Annotated in this window: 20 protein-coding genes, 1 tRNA gene and 1 pseudogene; 8 read left to right on the top strand and 14 right to left on the bottom strand. The window is 63.5% G+C overall.

Annotated features, from left to right (window positions below):
• The first annotated feature begins 416 nt into the window (after positions 1 to 416).
• Positions 417 to 1,310, top strand: a complete 894-nt coding sequence (locus CKW40_RS25625) for an HpcH/HpaI aldolase/citrate lyase family protein (RefSeq protein WP_095202631.1) — start codon at positions 417 to 419, stop codon at positions 1,308 to 1,310.
• 92 nt (positions 1,311 to 1,402) lie between these two features.
• Positions 1,403 to 1,609, top strand: a complete 207-nt coding sequence (locus tag CKW40_RS25620; RefSeq protein ID WP_027046018.1) for a DUF1737 domain-containing protein — start codon at positions 1,403 to 1,405, stop codon at positions 1,607 to 1,609.
• 101 nt (positions 1,610 to 1,710) lie between these two features.
• Here the strand turns inward: CKW40_RS25620 and CKW40_RS25615 are convergent, their stop codons facing one another.
• Positions 1,711 to 1,980, bottom strand: coding sequence for a DUF6916 family protein (locus CKW40_RS25615; protein WP_095202798.1), 270 nt, complete (start codon positions 1,978 to 1,980; stop codon positions 1,711 to 1,713).
• A 280-nt stretch (positions 1,981 to 2,260) separates the two neighbouring features.
• Here CKW40_RS25615 and CKW40_RS25610 point away from each other — a divergent pair, with 280 nt between their 5' ends.
• The gene (locus CKW40_RS25610) at positions 2,261 to 3,058 is read left to right on the top strand and encodes a SapC family protein (protein WP_179298111.1); all 798 of its coding nucleotides are present in this window, start codon (positions 2,261 to 2,263) and stop codon (positions 3,056 to 3,058) included.
• A gap of 26 nt (positions 3,059 to 3,084) precedes the next feature.
• Here CKW40_RS25610 and CKW40_RS25605 read toward each other — a convergent pair whose 3' ends face one another.
• From CKW40_RS25605 to CKW40_RS25595, 3 genes are all read right to left on the bottom strand, one after another.
• Positions 3,085 to 3,504: a PIN-like domain-containing protein gene (locus CKW40_RS25605; protein ID WP_095202630.1), complete on the bottom strand. Its 420-nt coding sequence runs from the start codon at positions 3,502 to 3,504 to the stop codon at positions 3,085 to 3,087.
• Positions 3,501 to 4,193 carry a hypothetical protein gene (locus CKW40_RS25600; protein ID WP_244571287.1) on the bottom strand — a complete coding sequence of 231 codons (693 nt, stop codon included), beginning with the start codon at positions 4,191 to 4,193 and terminating at the stop codon, positions 3,501 to 3,503. Before CKW40_RS25600 ends, CKW40_RS25605 begins: the two co-directional genes overlap by 4 nt.
• A 203-nt stretch (positions 4,194 to 4,396) precedes the next feature.
• A tRNA-Gly gene (locus CKW40_RS25595) sits at positions 4,397 to 4,471 on the bottom strand.
• A 212-nt stretch (positions 4,472 to 4,683) separates the two neighbouring features.
• Here CKW40_RS25595 and CKW40_RS25590 point away from each other — a divergent pair.
• From CKW40_RS25590 to CKW40_RS25575, 4 genes are all read left to right on the top strand, one after another.
• Positions 4,684 to 5,181: a prolyl-tRNA synthetase associated domain-containing protein gene (locus CKW40_RS25590; protein WP_095202796.1), complete on the top strand. Its 498-nt coding sequence runs from the start codon at positions 4,684 to 4,686 to the stop codon at positions 5,179 to 5,181.
• An 81-nt stretch (positions 5,182 to 5,262) separates the two neighbouring features.
• Positions 5,263 to 6,270, top strand: coding sequence for a thioredoxin (trxA, locus tag CKW40_RS25585; protein WP_095202795.1), 1,008 nt, complete (start codon positions 5,263 to 5,265; stop codon positions 6,268 to 6,270).
• Between the two features lie 121 nt (positions 6,271 to 6,391).
• Positions 6,392 to 7,063 (top strand): LON peptidase substrate-binding domain-containing protein, encoded by a 672-nt coding sequence (locus tag CKW40_RS25580; RefSeq protein ID WP_095202794.1) that lies wholly within the window; start codon positions 6,392 to 6,394, stop codon positions 7,061 to 7,063.
• 33 nt (positions 7,064 to 7,096) lie between these two features.
• Positions 7,097 to 7,339: a Trm112 family protein gene (locus CKW40_RS25575; RefSeq protein WP_095202628.1), complete on the top strand. Its 243-nt coding sequence runs from the start codon at positions 7,097 to 7,099 to the stop codon at positions 7,337 to 7,339.
• A gap of 37 nt (positions 7,340 to 7,376) precedes the next feature.
• On the opposite strand, the pseudogene CKW40_RS45980 reads toward CKW40_RS25575, so the two are convergent.
• From CKW40_RS45980 to CKW40_RS25550, 5 genes and pseudogenes are all read right to left on the bottom strand, one after another.
• Positions 7,377 to 7,569, bottom strand: a pseudogene (locus CKW40_RS45980) (bifunctional diaminohydroxyphosphoribosylaminopyrimidine deaminase/5-amino-6-(5-phosphoribosylamino)uracil reductase RibD); the annotation flags it as partial.
• 60 nt (positions 7,570 to 7,629) lie between these two features.
• Positions 7,630 to 10,983 (bottom strand): error-prone DNA polymerase, encoded by a 3,354-nt coding sequence (locus CKW40_RS25570; RefSeq protein ID WP_095202627.1) that lies wholly within the window; start codon positions 10,981 to 10,983, stop codon positions 7,630 to 7,632.
• Positions 10,980 to 12,455, bottom strand: a complete 1,476-nt coding sequence (locus CKW40_RS25565) for a DUF6504 family protein (RefSeq protein ID WP_095202626.1) — start codon at positions 12,453 to 12,455, stop codon at positions 10,980 to 10,982. Before CKW40_RS25565 ends, CKW40_RS25570 begins: the two co-directional genes overlap by 4 nt.
• On the bottom strand, positions 12,397 to 13,434 hold the full coding sequence (locus CKW40_RS44685) for an ImuA family protein (RefSeq protein ID WP_095202625.1): 1,038 nt from the start codon (positions 13,432 to 13,434) through the stop codon (positions 12,397 to 12,399). Before CKW40_RS44685 ends, CKW40_RS25565 begins: the two co-directional genes overlap by 59 nt.
• Before the next feature lie 111 nt (positions 13,435 to 13,545).
• Positions 13,546 to 14,106 carry a LysE family translocator gene (locus tag CKW40_RS25550; RefSeq protein ID WP_095202624.1) on the bottom strand — a complete coding sequence of 187 codons (561 nt, stop codon included), beginning with the start codon at positions 14,104 to 14,106 and terminating at the stop codon, positions 13,546 to 13,548.
• Positions 14,107 to 14,297: 191 nt separating this feature from the next.
• Here CKW40_RS25550 and CKW40_RS25545 point away from each other — a divergent pair, with 191 nt between their 5' ends.
• The gene (locus CKW40_RS25545) at positions 14,298 to 14,720 is read left to right on the top strand and encodes a metallopeptidase family protein (RefSeq protein ID WP_095202623.1); all 423 of its coding nucleotides are present in this window, start codon (positions 14,298 to 14,300) and stop codon (positions 14,718 to 14,720) included.
• 96 nt (positions 14,721 to 14,816) lie between these two features.
• Here CKW40_RS25545 and CKW40_RS25540 read toward each other — a convergent pair whose 3' ends face one another.
• The 5 genes from CKW40_RS25540 to CKW40_RS25520 are packed head-to-tail and all read right to left on the bottom strand — an operon-like array spanning position 14,817 to position 18,277.
• Complete coding sequence (locus CKW40_RS25540; RefSeq protein ID WP_244571286.1) at positions 14,817 to 15,362, bottom strand: GNAT family N-acetyltransferase; 546 nt, start codon at positions 15,360 to 15,362, stop codon at positions 14,817 to 14,819.
• Between the two features lie 18 nt (positions 15,363 to 15,380).
• Positions 15,381 to 16,691, bottom strand: coding sequence for a PLL family lectin (locus CKW40_RS25535; RefSeq protein ID WP_095202621.1), 1,311 nt, complete (start codon positions 16,689 to 16,691; stop codon positions 15,381 to 15,383).
• 29 nt (positions 16,692 to 16,720) lie between these two features.
• A complete protein-coding gene (locus CKW40_RS25530) occupies positions 16,721 to 17,245 on the bottom strand; it encodes a phage tail protein (protein WP_095202620.1) in 525 nt (174 codons plus the stop codon).
• A 9-nt stretch (positions 17,246 to 17,254) separates the two neighbouring features.
• Positions 17,255 to 17,758, bottom strand: a complete 504-nt coding sequence (locus CKW40_RS25525; protein WP_095202619.1) for a phage tail protein — start codon at positions 17,756 to 17,758, stop codon at positions 17,255 to 17,257.
• A 12-nt stretch (positions 17,759 to 17,770) separates the two neighbouring features.
• Positions 17,771 to 18,277 carry a phage tail protein gene (locus CKW40_RS25520; protein WP_095202618.1) on the bottom strand — a complete coding sequence of 169 codons (507 nt, stop codon included), beginning with the start codon at positions 18,275 to 18,277 and terminating at the stop codon, positions 17,771 to 17,773.
• Positions 18,278 to 18,412: the final 135 nt, after the last annotated feature.

Here is an 18,412-nt window from a genome sequence, read left to right as displayed (position 1 = left end):
GACCTTCCTGATCGGATTCCATCGCCGTGGCGGCGGGCCCTTGCGGACAAAGGGAATGACGATCGCCACAGGCTTCACGCGCGGCGGATCGACCAGCCACCAGCCTTCGCTGCGCAGGCGCTGCGGCAAGGACCAACGGGGTTTTGCTCGCTTGTGCATGCCCCTGTCTCGCAGGCGGGCGGGGAGGTGGCAGGGCGGATTGGAGGAGCTTTTCCGCAGGTGCGTGCAGTTTTCGTGCAGAGGAAGGGCGCCGAGCTTCTACCTCCCCCTTGTGGGGAGGTCGGACCGGAGGTCCGGGTGGGGGCCGGCGCCACACCCCCACCCCGCTGCTTCGCAGCGACCCTCCCCACAAGGGGGAGGGTGGGGCGCACGGCCCAACGCTTGCCTCCAACAGTCACAGGCGGCATAGATCGGATATGACCGAACCTTACCCCCCGCGCCGCTCGGTGCTCTATGTCCCGGCCTCCAACGACAAGGCGCTGGCCAAGATCGCGCAGCTGTCCTGCGATGCAATCATCATCGACCTCGAGGACGCCGTCGCGCCGGCCGACAAGATTGCCGCCCGCGAAAAGCTGCCCGCAATCTTCGCCAGCCGCCCGGCTGCCAACAATCTCGGCCACCGCTGCGAGATGGTGGTGCGCGTCAATGCGCTGGCCAGCGAATGGGGCGCCGACGACCTGTTGGCCGTGGCGAAAGTCGAGCCCGACGGCATCCTGTTGTCCAAGGTCGCCACACCGCGCGATATCCTCGAAGTCGGCGACGTGCTCGACGACAATTTTGCCCCCGACAGCGTGAAACTCTGGGCGATGATCGAGACGCCCAAGGCGCTCCTCAACATCGGCGCCATGGCCGAACTGGGCCGCGATCCGGCCTCGCGGCTCAATTGTTTCGTCGCCGGAACGAATGACCTGGCCAAGGACACCGGTGTGCTGGTGACGCCGGACCGGCGCTACCTCGTGCCATGGCTGATGCAGATGGTGCTGGCCGCTCGGGCCGGTGGCCTCGACATGCTCGACGGCGTTGCCAATGATTTTCGCGACCTCGACGCCTTTGCCCGCGAGTGCGCGGAGGCGGCCGCCATGGGCTTCGATGGCAAGACCCTCATCCATCCGGCCCAGATCGATGCGGCCAACCGCGCCTTCGCGCCGTCGCCGGAAGCGCTGACCGAGGCGCGCCTGATAAAGGACGCCTTTTCACGTGCCGAGAATGCTGGCAAAGGCGTGATCGCGCTGAACGGCAAGATGGTCGAGCGGCTGCACCTGGCGCAGGCCGAAAAACTGCTGGCGAAGGCGGCCGCCATCGGCGCATGATCCCGGCCAAAGCAATTCCAGGAAAAGTGCGTAGCGGTTTTCCGTCCGGAATTGCGTAAAAAGAACGAGTTATTTACGACAGGACTTGAGACATGAAACTCTACCGCTTTCTGACCGCCCCGGACGACGCCAGCTTCTGCCACAAGGTAACGGCGGCCTTGAACAAGGGCTGGCACCTGTTCGGCTCGCCGACCTACGCCTATGACAAGAAAGCCAAAACCATGCGCTGCGGCCAGGCGGTGGTGAAGGATATCGACGGCCAGGAATACGGGCCGGACACCAAGCTCAGCGACTGGTAGGGGAAGCCGCCGAGGCCCTTCTCTCTTCGGCGTTTCCGCCAATCGCCAAGGCACGGGTCGGTCGACGCAAGCGTCGCTTCAAAAAGTCCGCTTCACGAGCCCTAATTGAACACCGCCTCGTAAAGCCGGCCGGCCGCGTCGGCGGCGACCGGCACAATGAAAATCTCGTGCACCCCGCTCTTGCCTGCGAGGCGATAGGTCGCCTGCGGCAGTGCGATGTCGCGCGGTCCCCTGAACATCAGCGAAAAGCCGCCGCCCGGACGCGGGCTGGCGGGAATAGGGTTGACCGCGCTCAGTTCCAGCGAGACCGGCCTACCTCCGGTCTCGACGGTGAACTCTTGACCCTGTTCGAAATCCGTTACCGACGCCATGCCATCACTCCGCTTGCTGCCGGGCGCAATCTCGCCGCTTCGCGGCAGGCTGTCCATAGGCCCGGCAGCCAGGCCCAAACGCGGGGCGAGACAATTCGCCGGGGCAAACCGCAAAATACCGCGGCGGTCGTGCTTTTATGCGTGCAGCGGACACTGTAGTACTTTGTTCCAGCGCTGGAGTCTTGGCCCGACCAAGATCAGCGCAACAAGAGCAGATGCCAGTCTTGGGGTCTGATGCGAAGGAACCGGCCTGATCGGCTGGCGGGAGAAGGGACGGACCATGGCTTACAACGAGGCAATGACGCAAGCAGCGCCGGCGGACGCCATGCCGCTGTTCTATTCCAAACCCGAAGCGCTCAATCCGGTGCGGCACGGCTCGCTCGGCCTGACCGCGCGCGGCGACTTCACCTTCGCACGCACCGCGCATGCCATTCCGGTGGTGGCGTCGGAAATGCCGGCGGCGATGCGCTCCTACCCGATCGTCTTCATCGGCCCCGGCAAGGCGCCTGTCATCATCACCGGCGTGCGCCAGGGCGAGAACCTGTTCGTCGATGGCGACGGCCGTTGGACCGCGCCGCACTATATCCCTGCCTATGTCCGCCGCTATCCCTTCATCCTTGCCGAGGACCCGACCACGGCAGGCCGGCTGACGCTGTGCGTGGACCGGGCCAGCGAGCGGGTCATCGACCAGCTCATGGCGCCATTCCGCGAAGACAAGATCGCGCCGTTCTTCAGCGGCAATGAGCCGACCGAAGCGACCAAGCAGGCGCTCGCCTTCTGCAACCAGTTCCAGATCGACTTCCGAGCCACCCGCGAAATGATCGACAAGATCGACGCGCATGGCCTGTTCGCGCCGCGCCAGAGCAAGGTGACGCTGGAAGGCGGCGAAGTGCTCAACCTCACCGATTTCCAGGTGATCGACGAGCCGGCCTTCAACAAACTGAGCGACGAGGCCTTCCTCGACCTGAGAAAGTCAGGCGCGCTCGGCCTGCTCTACTGCCACCTCGCCTCGACCAACAGCTGGACATCGCTGGTGCACCAAGCATCGCTGCGCAAGGCAGACCGTCAAGCGAGCTGATCGCTTCGGGTTCGACGGGGGTGAGCTTATAGTGGCAGGGAGCGCAATTTGCTCATTCGATTAATCGGAATCTCATGCATGGACGGGGCGGCGACTAACTTTGTAACGCCTTCGATTTCCGGCCATTTCCAAATCAAGGTCGCTGCAACCTGGTTCATAGCTGTTTTTTGGTAGGCTGGGGCCAGGATAAAGCCATGCAGACCAGCAGACCGCAATGCAGCTCGCTCCGCGGGATTCTTCAAAACTCGACCATCGCCAGATATGAATATCCACGTATCAGCTGAATTTTGAAGATGCTTGATCCAATCGACATCAGCCGAATGCCGACCCTGCGGAAGGCCAAGCACGTCCTTGATGTGAAAAGCTCTGTGGCCGAAGTGAGTGACGAAACCATCGAGGGTCGTAGCAAATAGCGGTGCGGTGCAGTTGTCGAACAAAACGTTCACGCTGCGAATCCATGCTCCATAGATGCCTCAAACTCTATGGATCTTCGCACCGAGGCCTCTGGGACTACGTATGCGCGAGCAGCTCCGGCAATACCTTCTTGCCTAGCCGCTGCTGCGAGGACCGCAGTCGGCACACTAGAAGCGGCATCAATAGGTTGGCCAAAAGCCCGCGATGGATCCACCACTACGTTAAGTCTGCGTCCGCCGGGCCACCAAAGGAGTGGATTGCCGTCGTGACCAAAGTCGACGGTTTTGAGGATTGGCTCGATGATCCCCTTGAATTCATACTGCCGCCGGAACAGATTCAGCAGCCGCTCCCTTTCCTCCCCGTCTTCATCAGTTTCGATGACTGTCACAAATATCTCGCGTCCATCGGTTCGAAAGCGGTTTGTAGAAAGTGGTCTGTCTTGGCCGATGATCTCACGAGCCAGAGAGATGGCCGCGCGAACCCGCCGCGCTGAAACTCCTGCGCGGATGAACGCGTCGGCAACGCGCACTTCCATAAGGTCCCGAAATCCGAGAAAGACGCGTTCGTCACCCAAGCTAATCTCTGGTGTCCACAGCGACGCGTAATTTTGATCTTTAATGTTGTGGCCCCGGAGCCAGCGAGCGATCTTTGCCGGACGGATGTGCAAAAGCCTTCCTGCTTCAGCAGGTGTGTAGACTCCGACTCCGATCAGGTTGTTCAACAGAAGCTCCTTGATCATTCATATAGATTCAGGGTCGCTAGTGGCTGTCAATATGCCAATCAATCGTGACCGAACTTGCAACGATGTCGTATGATTTGCATGGATTGCAATTTCTGTGCGCGGGTTGACCGGTGGTCTAGTCCCAAAACGAAAAAGCCGCGGCGAACCGCGGCTTTTCGATGCTTGATCTCCTGGAAGGAAACTGGAGCGGGTGAAGCGATTCGAACGCTCGACCCCAACCTTGGCAAGGTTGTGCTCTACCCCTGAGCTACACCCGCTCACACGGCGTCTTGGCCGCAAGCCGGGCCTATATGGCTGAAGAGCGCGGCGATTGCAACAGGGAAATCGCAGGCTTTTTTCAACACGCCAAACGATGCCGGCAAACCGCCCGTGCCGCGCGGATTTTGCCACGCCGCTGCGCGACGGCCTTGTGTCGGCCACCGCATTGGCCGTAAACGGCAAGGCGGAAAAACGACAAAGAAGACAATCGATGCCGAAGACCGAAGCCGAACTTTTTGCCTTTCTCGCCGAACTCGGCATCACCGTTTCGACGATACGCCATCCGCCGCTCTATACGGTGGCCGATTCGCAGGCCCTGCGCGGCGAAATCGCCGGCGGGCACACGAAAAACCTGTTCCTGAAGGACAAGAAGGACAATTTCTTCCTGGTCACCGTCGGCGAGGACGCGGTCGTCGATCTCAAGCAGATCCACCAGCTGATCGGCGCCGCCAGCCGTGTGTCCTTCGGCAAGCCGGAGATGCTGATGGAGCTTTTGGGCGTCTCGCCGGGCGCCGTCACCGTCTTCGGCGTCATCAACGACACGGCAAAGCGGGTCAAGCTGGTGCTCGACGAGGATTTGATGGCGCATGCCGTCATCAACGGCCATCCGCTGACCAATGAGGCGACGACATCGATCGCCGCTAGCGATCTCATCAGATTCGTCGAGGCAACCGGGCACGATGCTGCTATCTTGAAAGTCTCGGCATGATCGCCACATGCATGGCGAAACCGACTTCCAATGACATGGCGCCGACCCGCGGGCCGGCGGCGCGACCGAAAGGGTGACGAGATGAGCGACAACAAGCCGTTTGGCGGGTCATTCGGCAGCAGTGGCGGCCAATATGCCACCACCGTTCAATATGGCGGAACCGCCCCCGCGCCAGCAAAGGTCTCGCTTGGCGATGCGCCTGCCGCGCCTCCCGCCGGCGATGTCATCAAGGACACCACGACCGCGGCCTTCGCCGCCGATGTCATCCAGGAATCGCGCCGCCAGCCGGTGCTGGTGGATTTCTGGGCGCCATGGTGCGGTCCTTGCAAGCAGCTGACGCCGCAGCTGGAAAAGGCGGTGCGGGCCGCCGGCGGCAAGGTCAAGCTGGTCAAGATGAACATCGACGATCACCCCTCGATCGCCGGCCAGCTCGGCATCCAGTCGATTCCCGCGGTCATCGCCTTCAAGGACGGCCAGCCGGTCGACGGCTTCATGGGCGCCATCCCCGAGAGCCAGATCGCCGAATTCATCACCAAGGTCGGTGGCAAAGGCAATGGCGCTCCGGCCGTGGCTGAGGCACTGGCCGCGGCGACTGAGGCGCGCGAGGCCGGCGACATGCAGACCGCCGCCGACATTTTCGACGCCATCCTGGCGCAGGCGCCGGAGACGATCGAGGCGATCGCCGGACTGGGCGACCTGCTGTTCGAGGCCGGCGACACGCAAGGCGCCGAGGCGTTGCTGGCAACGGCGCCCGAGGCCAAGAAGGATGCGCCTGTTCTCGCCGCCTTGCGCGCCAAGATGGCGCTGGCCGCGCAGGCGGCGGAACTGGGCAATCCGGCCGAGTTCGAGCGCCGTCTGGCCGAGAACCCCAAAGACCATCAGGCGCGTTTCGATTTGGCGATGATCCAGAACGCCAGGGGCGAGCGCACGGCCGCCGCCGACAATTTGCTGGCCATCATCAAGGCCGACCGGGCCTGGAACGAGGATGGCGCCAGGACGCAATTGCTGCAGTTTTTCGAAGCCTGGGGCATGACCGACGAGGCGACGCTGGCCGCCCGGCGCAAATTGTCGGCGCTGCTGTTTTCCTGAGCCGGCGGCTGTTTCGTCGCACGGGCTTGGCGTCGGCGGCGGCCGCGCCAGATTAGGAAGCTGACTTCGGCCAAGCCGACGAGCCCGGCGGCGGGCGCAAGAAGTCGATCGGAGGAATGTGGTGCAAGCGGGAAACGCGCATTACCGGCTGGCCAAGGATCTGCCGTCGACGATCCCGATCTTTCCGCTCGAGGGCGCGCTTTTGCTGCCGGGCGGCCGCATGCCGCTCAACATCTTCGAGCCGCGCTATCTGCAGATGGTGGACGAAGCGGTCGCCGGTTCGCGGCTGATCGGCGTCATCCAGCCCCGTCTCGACGGCGCGCTGCGCGAGGACGGCGAGCCGGAGCTCTGCAATGTCGGCTGTGCCGGCCGCATCATCGCCTTCTCCGAAACCGGCGACGGCCGTTACCTGATTTCGCTGCAGGGCGTGTTCCGCTTCCGCATCGCCCATGAACTGACGGTCAAGACGCCGTTTCGCCAGGCTAAGCCGTCGCCCTTCCTCGCCGATCTCGATGACGATCCGGCGGCCAACGAGATCGACCGGCCGGCCCTGCTGAAGGCATTTCGCGCCTATCTGCAGGCCAACGATCTCGAGGCCGACTGGGAAAGCGTCAGCCGCGCCGAAAATGCCATGCTGGTCAACGCGCTGTCGATGATGGCGCCCTACGGACCGGCCGAGAAACAGGCGCTGCTCGAGGCGGCGGACCTGAAAACGCGGGCCGAAACGCTGATCGCCATCACCGAAATGGCATTGGCGCGCGAGAATGAGGATTTCGGTTCGAGTCTACAATAAGATGTGCCGATAGTTGATCAAAAGAGGGCAGCGATGGCGGCGGACGAACGGGACGGAAGGAGAGCCAATGTCGACCCGAAGCTGCTGGAGCTGCTGGCCTGCCCGCTGACCAAGGGGCCGCTGGCCTGGGATCCGGAACGCGGTGAGTTGGTCTCGCGGGTCGCCAAGCTGGCTTATCCGGTGCGGGACGGCATTCCGATCATGCTGCCTTCGGAGGCGCGGACACTGTCGGCGGAGGATGTGCTGGCGCCGCCAAGGCTGAGTGGGCCTGCCTGAACTGCATAGCCATCCATCGTTTTTTCTTCCAAGGAAGAGCAGCCGCGAAGCAACTGGGCGTAGAAGCTTGAGAGGCAGGCGGGACAGCGCCCCCCTCTGCCCTACCGGGCATCTCCCCCACGAGGGGGGAGATCGGCAGCTTCGCCGTCCAGCCCGCCTTTCAACGTTGGAGATTGGCGAAAGCCGGGATGTCAGCCAATCTCCCCCCTTGTGGGGGAGATGTCCGGCAGGACAGAGGGGGGCGCGAAGGATCACAGCGTTTCTTCAGATGACGAAGGTAGGGGCCGCGCCTACTGAAAATTGCGCCCCTTGGGCATGACCTGTTCCGCCTCTTCCGACAGCATTGCAATATCCTGCCCGATCGGCGCGTTGCGTGGCGCGGGTCGGCTGTCGCGATCCGGAGCCTCTGCCTTCTCGGCCGGGGGCCCGGCGACCGGCTGTCCGGCTCCGCTGACCTTCTCCAGAAGCACGGTCAGCCAGGGTGTCAGATCCTCGATCTTCTCCGCGACGATATGGATCACATCCGATTCCGACTGCAATTTGCCGGTCACCTTGACGAACCGCGCGCCCATGACGATGGGGCGGAAGCGGGTAAAGGTCCGTTCCCAGAAGATGACATTGGCGACGGCCTTGTCGTCTTCCAGCGTGAGAAAGATCGCGTTGCCCTTGCCGGGGCGCTGCCGCACCAGCACCAGGCCGGCGACGGAAACCCGCCTGCCGTCGCGCACTGAAGGCAGGTTGGCATTGGGGGTGACGCCAGCGCGGTCGAGCCGCTCGCGCAGGAAGGCGACCGGATGCGCCTTCAGCGACAGGCCGAGCGAGCGGTAGTCGTGGATGACATGCTCGCCGAGCGGCATTGTCGGCAGCTTCGTCTCCGGCTCCAGTTCGCGCAGGCGCAGCGCCGGCTGGTCGAACAGCGGCAGCTTTTCGGCGGCACTCTTGGCGCCCAGCGCGCGCACTTCCCAAAGTGCGGCGCGGCGGTCGAGGCCGATCGAACGAAAGGCATCGGCCTGGGCCAGCCTCTCGATCTCGTCGACATCGAGACCGGAGCGCAGCCAGACGTCACGGACGGTCGAGTAGCCTGAGCCGCGTCGCGCGACGAATTGCTCCATCCGCTCCTTCGACAGGCCCTTGATCTGGCGGAAGCCGAGCCGCAACGCATGGTTTGTCTCGATGACACCGCGCATCTCGGCATGGCGCGGCAGGATGCGGGCCGGATCGAAAGCCGCTTTTTCCAAAGTGCAGTCCCAGACGGAATAGTTGACGTCGACGTCGCGGATGTCGACGCCATGATCGCGCGCGTCGCGCACCAGTTGCGCCGGCTGGTAGAATCCCATCGGCTGCGAATTCAGGATCGCGGCGCAGAACACGTCGGGATAGAAGGTCTTGAACCAGCACGAGGCATAGACGAGCAAGGCGAAGGAGGCGGCATGGCTTTCGGGAAAGCCATATTCGCCAAAACCCTCGATCTGCTTGAAGCAGCGCTCGGCGAAGTCCTTGGTGTAGCCCTTGCCGACCATGCCGTTGATCATACGGTCGCGGTAATTGCCGATGGTGCCGGTGCGCTTGAAGGTGGCCATGGCACGGCGCAGTTCGTCGGCCTCGCCCGGCTTGAAGCCGCCGGCGACGATGGCGATCTTCATCGCCTGTTCCTGGAACAGCGGCACGCCAAGCGTCTTGCCGAGGATCTCTTTCAATTCCGCCTTCTGATATTCGGCCTTCTCCTTGCCTTGCCGGCGGCGCAGATAGGGATGGACCATATCGCCCTGGATCGGACCCGGCCGAACGATCGCCACCTCGATGACAAGGTCATAAAAATCGCGCGGCTGAAGCCGCGGCAGCATCGACATCTGCGCGCGAGACTCGATCTGGAAGACGCCGAGCGTATCGGCGCGGCAGATCATGTCATAGACACGTTGGTCCTCTGCCGGGAGAGTGGCCAGCACATAGGGTTGGCCATAGTCATCCCGCGCCTTTGGATAATGGTCCGTGAGCAGAGTGAAGGCGCGTTGCAGGCAGGTCAGCATGCCGAGCGCCAGCACATCGACCTTGAGGATCTTCACCGCGTCGAGATCGTCCTTGTCCCATTCGACCATCTTGCGCGCGTCCATCGCCGTCTTGACGATGGGGACGATCTCGTCGAGCCGGTCCCTGGTGATGACGAAACCGCCGACATGCTGGGAGAGATGGCGAGGGAAGCCCATGATCTCATTGGCTCGTTCCATCACATGCCGCGATGTCGGGTCGCTCCGGTCAAGGCCGCCGGCGCGGGCCTCCTTCTCGCCGAGCTCCGAGGTCGACCAGCCCCAGATCGAGCCGGACAGGGACGCCCGGACATCCTCCGACAGGCCCATCGCCTTGGAGACCTCGCGCAGCGCCGAGCGGCCACGATAGCTGATGACGGCGGCGGCAAGCGCCGTGCGTTTGGAACTGTACTTCGTATAGATATACTGCATCACCTCTTCGCGCCGCTCATGCTCGAAGTCGACGTCGATATCCGGAGGCTCATTGCGCTCCTCGGAAATGAAGCGCTCGAACAGCGTATCGATCTTGTCCGGTCCCACCTCGGTGATGCCGATGCAGAAACAGATGATCGAATTGGCGGCCGATCCTCGGCCCTGGCAGAGGATGTTCTGGTCGCGGGCGAATTTGATGATGTCGTAGACGGTCAGGAAGTAGCGGGCGTAATTCAGCCGCTCGATCAGGGCGAGCTCTTCCTCGATGCGTTTTATGACGCTGGCCGGGACACCGCCCGGGAAGCGCCTCACCGCACCTTCCCGCGCCAACCTTTCCAGTTCGGCCTGCGGGCCGAGGCCTGATTCCGTCGGCTCGTCGGGGTAATTGTACTGGAGATCGCTGAGCGAGAAGGTCAATTCTTCCGCAAACCGCAAACTCTCGGCCAGTGCTTGCGGATGCCTGCGGAACAGGCGGGCCATTTCCAGCGGCGGTTTTAGATGGCGTTCGGCATTGGCGGTGAGCTCCAGCCCGACCTCGGCGACGGGTGTGTTGAGGCGGATGGCGGTCAGCACGTCCTGCAACGGGCGACGTTCGGCGGTGTGGTAGAGCACATCGTTGGTCGCCATCAGCGGGATGCCGGTACTCTGGGCAAACGCCGCCGCCTGCTCGATCCTGAAACGGTCATTGCCCGCATAACAGGGCGAGACGCCGAGCCGCAGGGCCTTGCCGAAGCGCTCCTTGAGCTGGCGGAGCAAAGCGAGACTCTCTTGCGCGTCCGCCGCCAGATCGGGCAGGACCGCCAGCGACATCAAATCCCCCCACTCGAGCAGATCGCTGCGCTGGAGAAGCGTGGCGCCCTTTTCGTTTTCGTCACGCAGATTGGCTTGCGTGAGCATGCGGCACAGATGCCCCCAGCCGGCGCGGTTTCTGGGATAGGCGAGAATGTCAGGCGTGCCGTCGCCGAAAACCAGCCGGCAGCCGGGGTGATAGGAGAGTTTTTCGACCTTGGCCTGCTGCCAGGCGCGCACCACGCCCGCCACTGTGTTGCGGTCGGCAAGGCCGATCGCCGAAAAACCCAAGAGCTTGGCCGCGACCACCAGCTCTTCCGGCTTGGAGGCGCCGCGCAGGAAGGAGAAATTCGACTGGATGCCGAACTCGGCATAGGGAATGACGGTCAGCGCGTTCATGCGAAGACCCCGTGCATGAACCAGCGCGGCGCGGTTTGAGAGTTGCCGTAAAGGCCTTGCCGGTAGAGCCAGTAGCGGCGGCCGTCGGCATCCTCGATACGGAAATAGTCGCGCGTCGATGCCGCCGCGTCGCTCGACGCTTCGCGCCACCATTCGGCGGCGATGCGTTCCGGCCCCTCGGCACGGGTGACGCGGTAGAGCGCGCGCCGCCAGCGGAAATTGAGCGGCGGACCCTCCGGCATTTCGGTGGCCGGCACCTCGATCGGCTCGGGCGCGCGGAACAGCCGGATCGGACGTTCCGGCGGGAAGATGGTTTTGGGCGCCTGCACCCTGTCCGGTCTCTTCGGCGGCGTGGTCCGGCGTGGCGCTTCGCTGAAGGGAATGATGGCGACGGCACGTTCCGGCAGATGGCTTTCCACCGTGACCGGCTGCAGCACGGCGCCTTCGCCGAGCCGGGCGCGGATGCGGTCGGCGAACAGCGCGATGTCGGCGCCGTCATCGGTCACCTCGCCGGTCAGATCGGCCTGCGCCATGTCGAAAGCGGCGGCGGCCAGCACCGAAAGCCGCACCAGATCAAAGCCATAGCCGGCATCGATGTCCTGCTCGAGCGCCGCCAGCCTTTCATGGAACAGCTTTTGGATCAGCCTGGGATCGCGCATCGGCCGCGAGGTGCCGAGCGCGATGCGGCTGACGGCGCCATCGACACGGAAAAGCAGCAGCGCCAGCGTCCGGGCGCCCTCGCCGCGGCGCTCGAGATCGCCCTTCAAGGTCGTCGCCAGCAGGCCGACCAGCCGCTCGATGTCCTCGGTGAGCGTGACGGGTTCGGCGAGATGCCGTTCGACCGAAAGCGGCGCGACGGGAAGGCGCGGCGACACCGCCTCGTCGAGACGGCCAAGCGCCTGGTCGAGACGCAACAGCAAAGTGGCGCCGAAGCGGCGGGCAAGCGGCGCGCGCGGTGCCGCCATGACGGCGCCCGCCGTGCGCAGGCCGACACTTTCCAGGCTGGCGCGGGTTTCCGGCGCGATGCGCAATGCCGCGAGCGGCAGAGGTGCCAGCAGGGCTTCTTCCTCGCCGCCGTCGACGATGCGGTCGCCGCAAAACCGTGCCGCTGCCCAGGCCGCTCCCGGCGTCGGGGCAAGGCCGGCGCGGACATCGAAACCCTGATGGAAGAAGCGCGACAGGATGTCGTCCAGCATGGCGCGTTCGCCGCCGAACAGATGGGTGCAACCGGTGACGTCGAGAAACAGGCCGTCCGCCCCGTCCAGCGCCACCAGCGGGGTGTAGCGGTCGCACCAGTCGGCAAGGCCTTCGAGCAGGCGCCGGTCTGCTTCCGGATCGGCCTCGACAATGTCGATCGACGGATGCATGGCGCGCGCATCGGCGATGCCCATGTCGCGTTTCAGGTGCAGCGCCTCAGCCCGCTCGTCGAGGGCTGAGATGCGCTGGGCGTTGCCCTGGCGGTGGCTGATCACCAGTGGTGGGTGAGATGGCGCCGGATGATCCGAGGGCCGGGAACGCCAGGACCGCCCCAGACGCTGCCGCAGGATCCTTTCGGCCGCCAGATAGGGAAACCACAGGGACAGGATTCTTTGTCCGGTCTGTCCGTCTTTCCTCGCCCCTTCTTTCGTCGAATACGCGTTCATCGGGGTTCCACTCCAGTGTGAATTGTCCAGGCAGGGCCGTGCGGCTCTTGCCGATGCTGATGGTGAAGGCGGGGCGGCCGATCGAACCGGCGAGCGGCCCGGCGACCGTGGCGCGCGGCACGGCCGGCGCCGACGCGACGATGAGGCGGACGGGCGCCGCCGTCGGTTCGGGTTCGGCCGCCTGCCGCAGCAGGAATACGGGGCGGCCCGCGCTTTGCGCCCTCGCATGCAGCCGGCGCGTCGCGGTCAGGTCCAGCCGCTGCGGGTTGCCGCGGATTTCCAGAATGACGGCGGCGAGCGCCGTCATCCGCGCTGCTTCCTCGGCGACCCACAACGCATCGACAAGTTTTGGCGCCTCGGAAAACAGCAATTGTTCTGGTTCGATGCCGAAGCAGGCCTGCAGCCCCCTGGCATAGGGAAAGCCCGCCTCGCGGAAGATTTCCGTGGTGCCGATCCACAAAACCGGCAGCCCTTGCGCCCGTTTGAGGATCAGGCTGGTGAGCGACAGGGCGAAGCCGGCGACGGCTCCGGCATCGCGGGTTTCCAGGCCATGGATTTCGCTCAGCGCCGCTTTCGGCAGGCCGCCGCTCAGGGCGGCATCGAGGCGTTCGAGGCCGATCGGCAGGAAGGCATCCGGCAAGGCCGCGGCAAGACCGCGCCGGACGATCGTGAGATCGGCATCGCCGCCGTCGGCATCAAGCGGCGCGCCAGCCGGCGCCTGCAGGCGCTCGGGCAGCGTTCCTTCGATCTTCGCGATCTGGCGGCGCAGGGCAAAAACAGTCTCCCGCGCCACGGCTGATATCGCCATGACGGTCAGTGTCCACTCACAATTGTTCCTGTTATGTTCCTATAGATTCCAGAGGGAACCGGAAGAGTCAAGCAGAGTCATACGGAATTTATTCCTGCGAACGCGTGCTCTTCAGCGCTGGCCGCCAAGCGCCAGTCGTGCGGCCAGGCCCGCGAACACGGTTCCGAGCAGGATCTGCGGCGCCCGCTGGAACCGTGTGCGCCTCGACAAGGCGGCTCCGATCCGGCTGGCGGTCAGGATGACCAGGCCGTTGACCACCAGCCCGATCAAATTGAGCACGGTCGCCAGCAGCAGGATCTGGCCGGCGACGGAACCGGTCTCGGGGCGTACGAATTGCGGGAACAGCGCCAGCACGAACAGCGCCATCTTCGGGTTGAGCAGATTGGTCAGCAGGCCTTGCCGGAAAATCCGGCTTCGCGAATAGCGCGGCAGGCCGGCGATCGGGGCAAATGCCGTTCCGTCGGACCGGAACGCCTTCCAGGCGAGCCAGGCGAGGTAGGCCGCGCCGGCATAGCGCACGATGTCGTAGGCGATGGGCGCTGCCAGGAACAGTTGCGACAGGCCGAAGGCGGCGGCCAGCGCGTGGCAATAGGTGCCGGCGGCGATGCCGGCATAGGTCGCAAGGCCCGAGGCGTGCCCCTGGCTGGCGCTGCGGGAGGCGATCAGCAGCATGTCCGGCCCCGGCGTCGCGGTCAAGGCGAGGCAGGCAATGGCGAAAAGTCCGGCATGAGAACTCCCTGAGAGATGGCCGGAACCGACCCCTACGCGATTCCTCGGCGACGGCAAAGGTGCCGCGGCAGGAATTGCCGCTTCATTTGCCTCGACCGGTGCGAAAGCCTATATGCCGGGTCAAAGGACAAAGCATGGCCCGCATCTACAAGACCCGCACCTGGCATGGCGAACTTGCGCCCTCGATGGAGGAGCTGGAGTTCCTGGCGCTGGAGGCCTACGCCCATTTGCCGGAGGATTTTCGCAAGCTGACCGGCGAGATCGTCATCCAGATCGCCGAATTCCCGACCGACGAGATCATGGACGATCTGTCGCTGGAGACGCCGTTCGACCTGCTCGGCCTGTTCGAGGGACGCGGCATCGCCGAGCGCTGGAACCCGCAGACCGGCGAAGGCCCGAACCGCATCACGCTCTACCGCCGCGCCATGCTCGACTACTGGGCCGAGAACGAGGAGACGCTGGGCGACATCGTCACCCATGTGCTGATCCACGAGATCGGCCACCATTTCGGCCTGTCGGACGAGGATATGGAGCGGATCGAGGAAGCGGCCGAATAGCCCTCTTCGGGTGAGGTTTGGCCAATCGCCAACGTTTGCGATTGGCCGCTGAACAGACGACCAGCCTGCGTATCCGGCACCAGCTGCAACCGGCAGTCACACCCCGACCGCATCACCCCCAGGCGGTGCACACGCCATCAAATCATAGACGCCCTTGTCCTCGACCACGGCGAAGCCAAGCTCGACATAGAGCCGCCTTGCCGGGTTGTTCTTCTCGACATGGATCGACGCTGATTTGCCGGCTAACCATGCCTCTTCGATCAGGTCGCGCAGCAGTGCGGAACCGTAGCCCTTGCGGCGATGGCTGGGCAGGAGCGCGATGTCGATGATGCGGTGCTGGCTTGGCCAGCGCTCGATATAGAGCCGGCCGATGTCCTGCCCGGCCTGCTCCACCACCAGCCAGTCAGCCTCGGGATAGTGTTTTCTGTAGTGCGCGTGCTGCGCCTGGAACTGCATATCGAGGAAAGCCGCCTTCTGCGCCTCGCTCCACGAGGTCACGGCGAGTTCTTCCAGGCGCGTCGAGGCGTAGAGCCGCGACAGGAACGGCAGATCCGCCTCGGTCGACGGACGGAAGGCGAGCCCGGCCTTCAGCGACCGGGACCAGGCTGGAAGCCGATGTGCCTGCTTTGCTTCTTCTGCCACGCTGCCAGAATTCAATCGTCAGACCGGCGGCGTCAGGTCGCGCACCACGATGGCCTGGTTGACGTTGCTGCTGGCAAGCGACACCCAGGCATCCTCCCACTCGGTGCTATCGATGTTCATTTGCGACAGCGTCCACAGTGAGTTGTCGTTGGGCGCACCGCCGCTCATCAGGCTGAACAAAGCGACGCGGCCGTCGGCATTGTAGTCGAGCGTCAGCCTTGTATTCGCGCCGGAGGCGTTGAAATCGCGCCACCCCGACCAGTTCTGCGTGGCAGCGTCATACTGGGCGTTGAAGGAGTGAACGTGCTGCTGGTCGGACGCGACAAGCATGATGTCGCCATTGCCCTCGATGCCGGCAGCCAGCGTATATTTGGCAACCCGGCTGTATTCGGTCATGGCCCAGGGCGTCCAGCTGTCGGTGCCGGCTGGCTTCTGGCGCGTGTGCAGCACCTGCCCGCTCTGCGTCAAGGCGAACAGATTGGTGGCGCCGAGCGGGCCGACAATCGGCGCCATTTCGGTGAAGCCGCCGGTGCCTGTTGTGTCGATCTGCACCCATTGCGTCCAGTCGGCAACCTTCAGCGCTTCCGCCGTGGACTGCTGGCAGCGGTAGAGGTGAAGGCCGGAATTGATGCCGAACAGCGCGATGCGGCCATCGGCCTGGCGGATCGCCCTGACCGACACCAAGCCGCCGGGAATCTGGAGCCAGTCGCTCCACTCCTTGGCCGGCGGAACGCGTTCGTCGACAGTGACAACGATCGGCGTCTTGGTGCCCGGCGGCGTGATGGTTTTCTGCACCTGCACGATCTGGCCCGGATTCTGGTAAATCCACCAGATATTGCCCTGATTGTCGGTCACGAAAATCTCGATGCGGCCGTCGGCATCGTTCGCCATCGACAGTTTCTGGTAGCTCGTGGCGATGGGCGGTGCACCGATGTTCTGAGGCGCACTCCATTTGTCGATCGGGCCGATCTGGTTGGCGTCTTCCGTGATGACGGAGAGATTGGTTGTTCCTGACAGCTGTGCGACAACGGCCACCCGCCCGTCCTTGGTCAGGCCGGCCGTCATCTGCACGAAGGTGCCTGGGGCGATGATCGACCAGTCCGCGGGCCACGGTCCGTTCGGCGCGGTCTGCGCTTTCTGGATCAAACGCCCCGCCGCCGTATCGATAGCAACCACCATCAGCCGCGACAGTTCGAAGAATGGCGTGCCGGCCGGCATGCTCCGCTGGCTGGGCGACGTCTGGGATGCAGCGGTCCCGACGGAGGCCGGAGCCGGCGTCTTCGCGGTGGCGGTCGGTGCCGCCGACTTTGACGTTGCTTCCTTGGCCATCGTATCGGTCCTGCCTGTTGGCGCGGAATTCAGGTTCTCGGCGGGAACACGCCCTGCAGCGCGATGCAGAAGCTCAAGGTGATGTACGGCATCATGTTGTTGTGCGGCTGGCCGCCGCCGGCGGGAGCGATGGTCTGACCCGACAACCCCACCTGATTTGCGGCGGGTGTATAGACATTCCCCTGAGCCGTCTTAGCGATCGCAGTGTTGGTGGGGACGTTCGAATTGGCGGCGAAATTGCCCGGCACACTCAAGACCTGATGCGGATGCGAAGGCATTTCGCTCTCCAGCAAAGTGACCGTCTCCGAGCCACCGGTCTCACCGAGATCGTGCAGCGACAGGCCCGGACCCTGGCCGGGATGCATGGGTGCATTGCCCTGCATGTCCGGCAGGGCAAAATTCGATTTGCCGTTGCCGCCATAAGTGGTGCCAAGCAGTGAAAACAGCGCGGTGTTCTGTGACAGCGGCAAGAGTTGCCCGTCGCAGAACGCCCAGCCCTTGGGCGCAAAATTGAACGGGAAAATCCGGATTTCGGCGACGAACGGATCGGCCATGACGTCCTCTTAAGTCTGTGACGGGAAAATCCCAAACAGCGATATGATGAAGTCCACGCACAAATAAGGCTGGAAATTGGTGTGCGGCTGATTTCCACCAACACTACTGAGTGACTGCACGGCCATTGGAACCGAAGGGACGGCATTCATGAACATGTTGACCTGAGGCGACCTGCCGATCAGGCTGCTGCCCGGATTCGGGGAATTCGCCACATCGCTTGACGCGATGAAGAGATGGCTGTGCATCGGCATCTGGTTCACGTTCAGAGTGACTTCCTCCACGCCGCCAGTCTCGGACAGAGTGAAGCCATTGCCCTGATGCAGTGGAAGACGGCCGCGCAAATCGGGCAGAGCGAAAGTCGATTGCCCATCGCCGCCATAGGTGGTGCCGATCAGGTTGAACAAAGTCTCGTTTTCCGAGATCGGTAGAAGCTGTCCGTCGCAGAACATCCAGCCGGCCGGCGCAAAATTGCCGGCAAACATACGGATCTCACCAACATAAGGCTGTGCCACGGTGCGTCTCCGTCAGTTTGGCGAGGGGAAGATGCCCTGCAGGGCGATGCAGAAACACAATGTCAAAAACGGCTGCATGTTGAGATGCGCCTGGCTGCCACCGACATTGGTGACCGTATCGGGTCGCAAGTTGGTGAGATTTTGCGTTGGGCCATAGAGCAGATTTGGCGCGGAATTGGCCAGCAGATTGCCGCCCGGAATCTGGCCCGATCCCGCATTGTTTGACGCATTTGCCTGGTGCGTATGGGTCGGCATCTCGGAGATGGTGAGCGTATGCGCCTGTTCGCCGCCCCGCTCGCCGAGGAAATGGCCCATGCCGCCGGTATGGTTCGGCACGCGACCGCGCATGTCGGGAAGAGCAAAGTTCACGCGCCCATCACCGCCAAAGGTGGTGCCGAGCAGTGAAAACAGCCCCTGGTTCTGGTTGATGGGCAAGAGCTGCCCGTCGCAAAACGCCCAGCCTTTCGGCGGGAAATTGAACGACATTATCCTGATTTCCGAGAGAAAAGGCTCGGCCATCTACGTCCCCCACCATCAATTTTGCTTGGATTTGAAAGTATCCTTCCGCAAGGGAACTGTCCAGCGATTTCGACTTGCTTTGCCGGCAAGAAATTGCGGCATTTGCTTTCCCGACTGTTCTACACGCCGACGCAA

This window comes from Mesorhizobium carmichaelinearum, assembly GCF_900199455.1.
GTDB classification, from domain to species: Bacteria; Pseudomonadota; Alphaproteobacteria; order Rhizobiales; family Rhizobiaceae; genus Mesorhizobium; species Mesorhizobium carmichaelinearum.
Note: the sequence above shows the minus strand (reverse complement) of the source record. Positions and strands in the feature narration are given on the sequence as shown.

Coding starts and splice junctions, on each gene's coding strand:
- CKW40_RS25625 (WP_095202631.1), top strand. CDS start 417: ATGACCGAACCTTACCCCCCGCGCCGCTCGGTGCTCTATGTCCCGGCC.
- CKW40_RS25620 (WP_027046018.1), top strand. CDS start 1,403: ATGAAACTCTACCGCTTTCTGACCGCCCCGGACGACGCCAGCTTCTGC.
- CKW40_RS25615 (WP_095202798.1), bottom strand. CDS start 1,980: ATGGCGTCGGTAACGGATTTCGAACAGGGTCAAGAGTTCACCGTCGAG.
- CKW40_RS25610 (WP_179298111.1), top strand. CDS start 2,261: ATGGCTTACAACGAGGCAATGACGCAAGCAGCGCCGGCGGACGCCATG.
- CKW40_RS25590 (WP_095202796.1), top strand. CDS start 4,684: ATGCCGAAGACCGAAGCCGAACTTTTTGCCTTTCTCGCCGAACTCGGC.
- trxA (WP_095202795.1), top strand. CDS start 5,263: ATGAGCGACAACAAGCCGTTTGGCGGGTCATTCGGCAGCAGTGGCGGC.
- CKW40_RS25575 (WP_095202628.1), top strand. CDS start 7,097: ATGGCGGCGGACGAACGGGACGGAAGGAGAGCCAATGTCGACCCGAAG.
- CKW40_RS25570 (WP_095202627.1), bottom strand. CDS start 10,983: ATGAACGCGCTGACCGTCATTCCCTATGCCGAGTTCGGCATCCAGTCG.
- CKW40_RS44685 (WP_095202625.1), bottom strand. CDS start 13,434: ATGGCGATATCAGCCGTGGCGCGGGAGACTGTTTTTGCCCTGCGCCGC.
- CKW40_RS25550 (WP_095202624.1), bottom strand. CDS start 14,106: ATGCTGCTGATCGCCTCCCGCAGCGCCAGCCAGGGGCACGCCTCGGGC.
- CKW40_RS25545 (WP_095202623.1), top strand. CDS start 14,298: ATGGCCCGCATCTACAAGACCCGCACCTGGCATGGCGAACTTGCGCCC.
- CKW40_RS25535 (WP_095202621.1), bottom strand. CDS start 16,691: ATGGCCAAGGAAGCAACGTCAAAGTCGGCGGCACCGACCGCCACCGCG.
- CKW40_RS25530 (WP_095202620.1), bottom strand. CDS start 17,245: ATGGCCGATCCGTTCGTCGCCGAAATCCGGATTTTCCCGTTCAATTTT.
- CKW40_RS25520 (WP_095202618.1), bottom strand. CDS start 18,277: ATGGCCGAGCCTTTTCTCTCGGAAATCAGGATAATGTCGTTCAATTTC.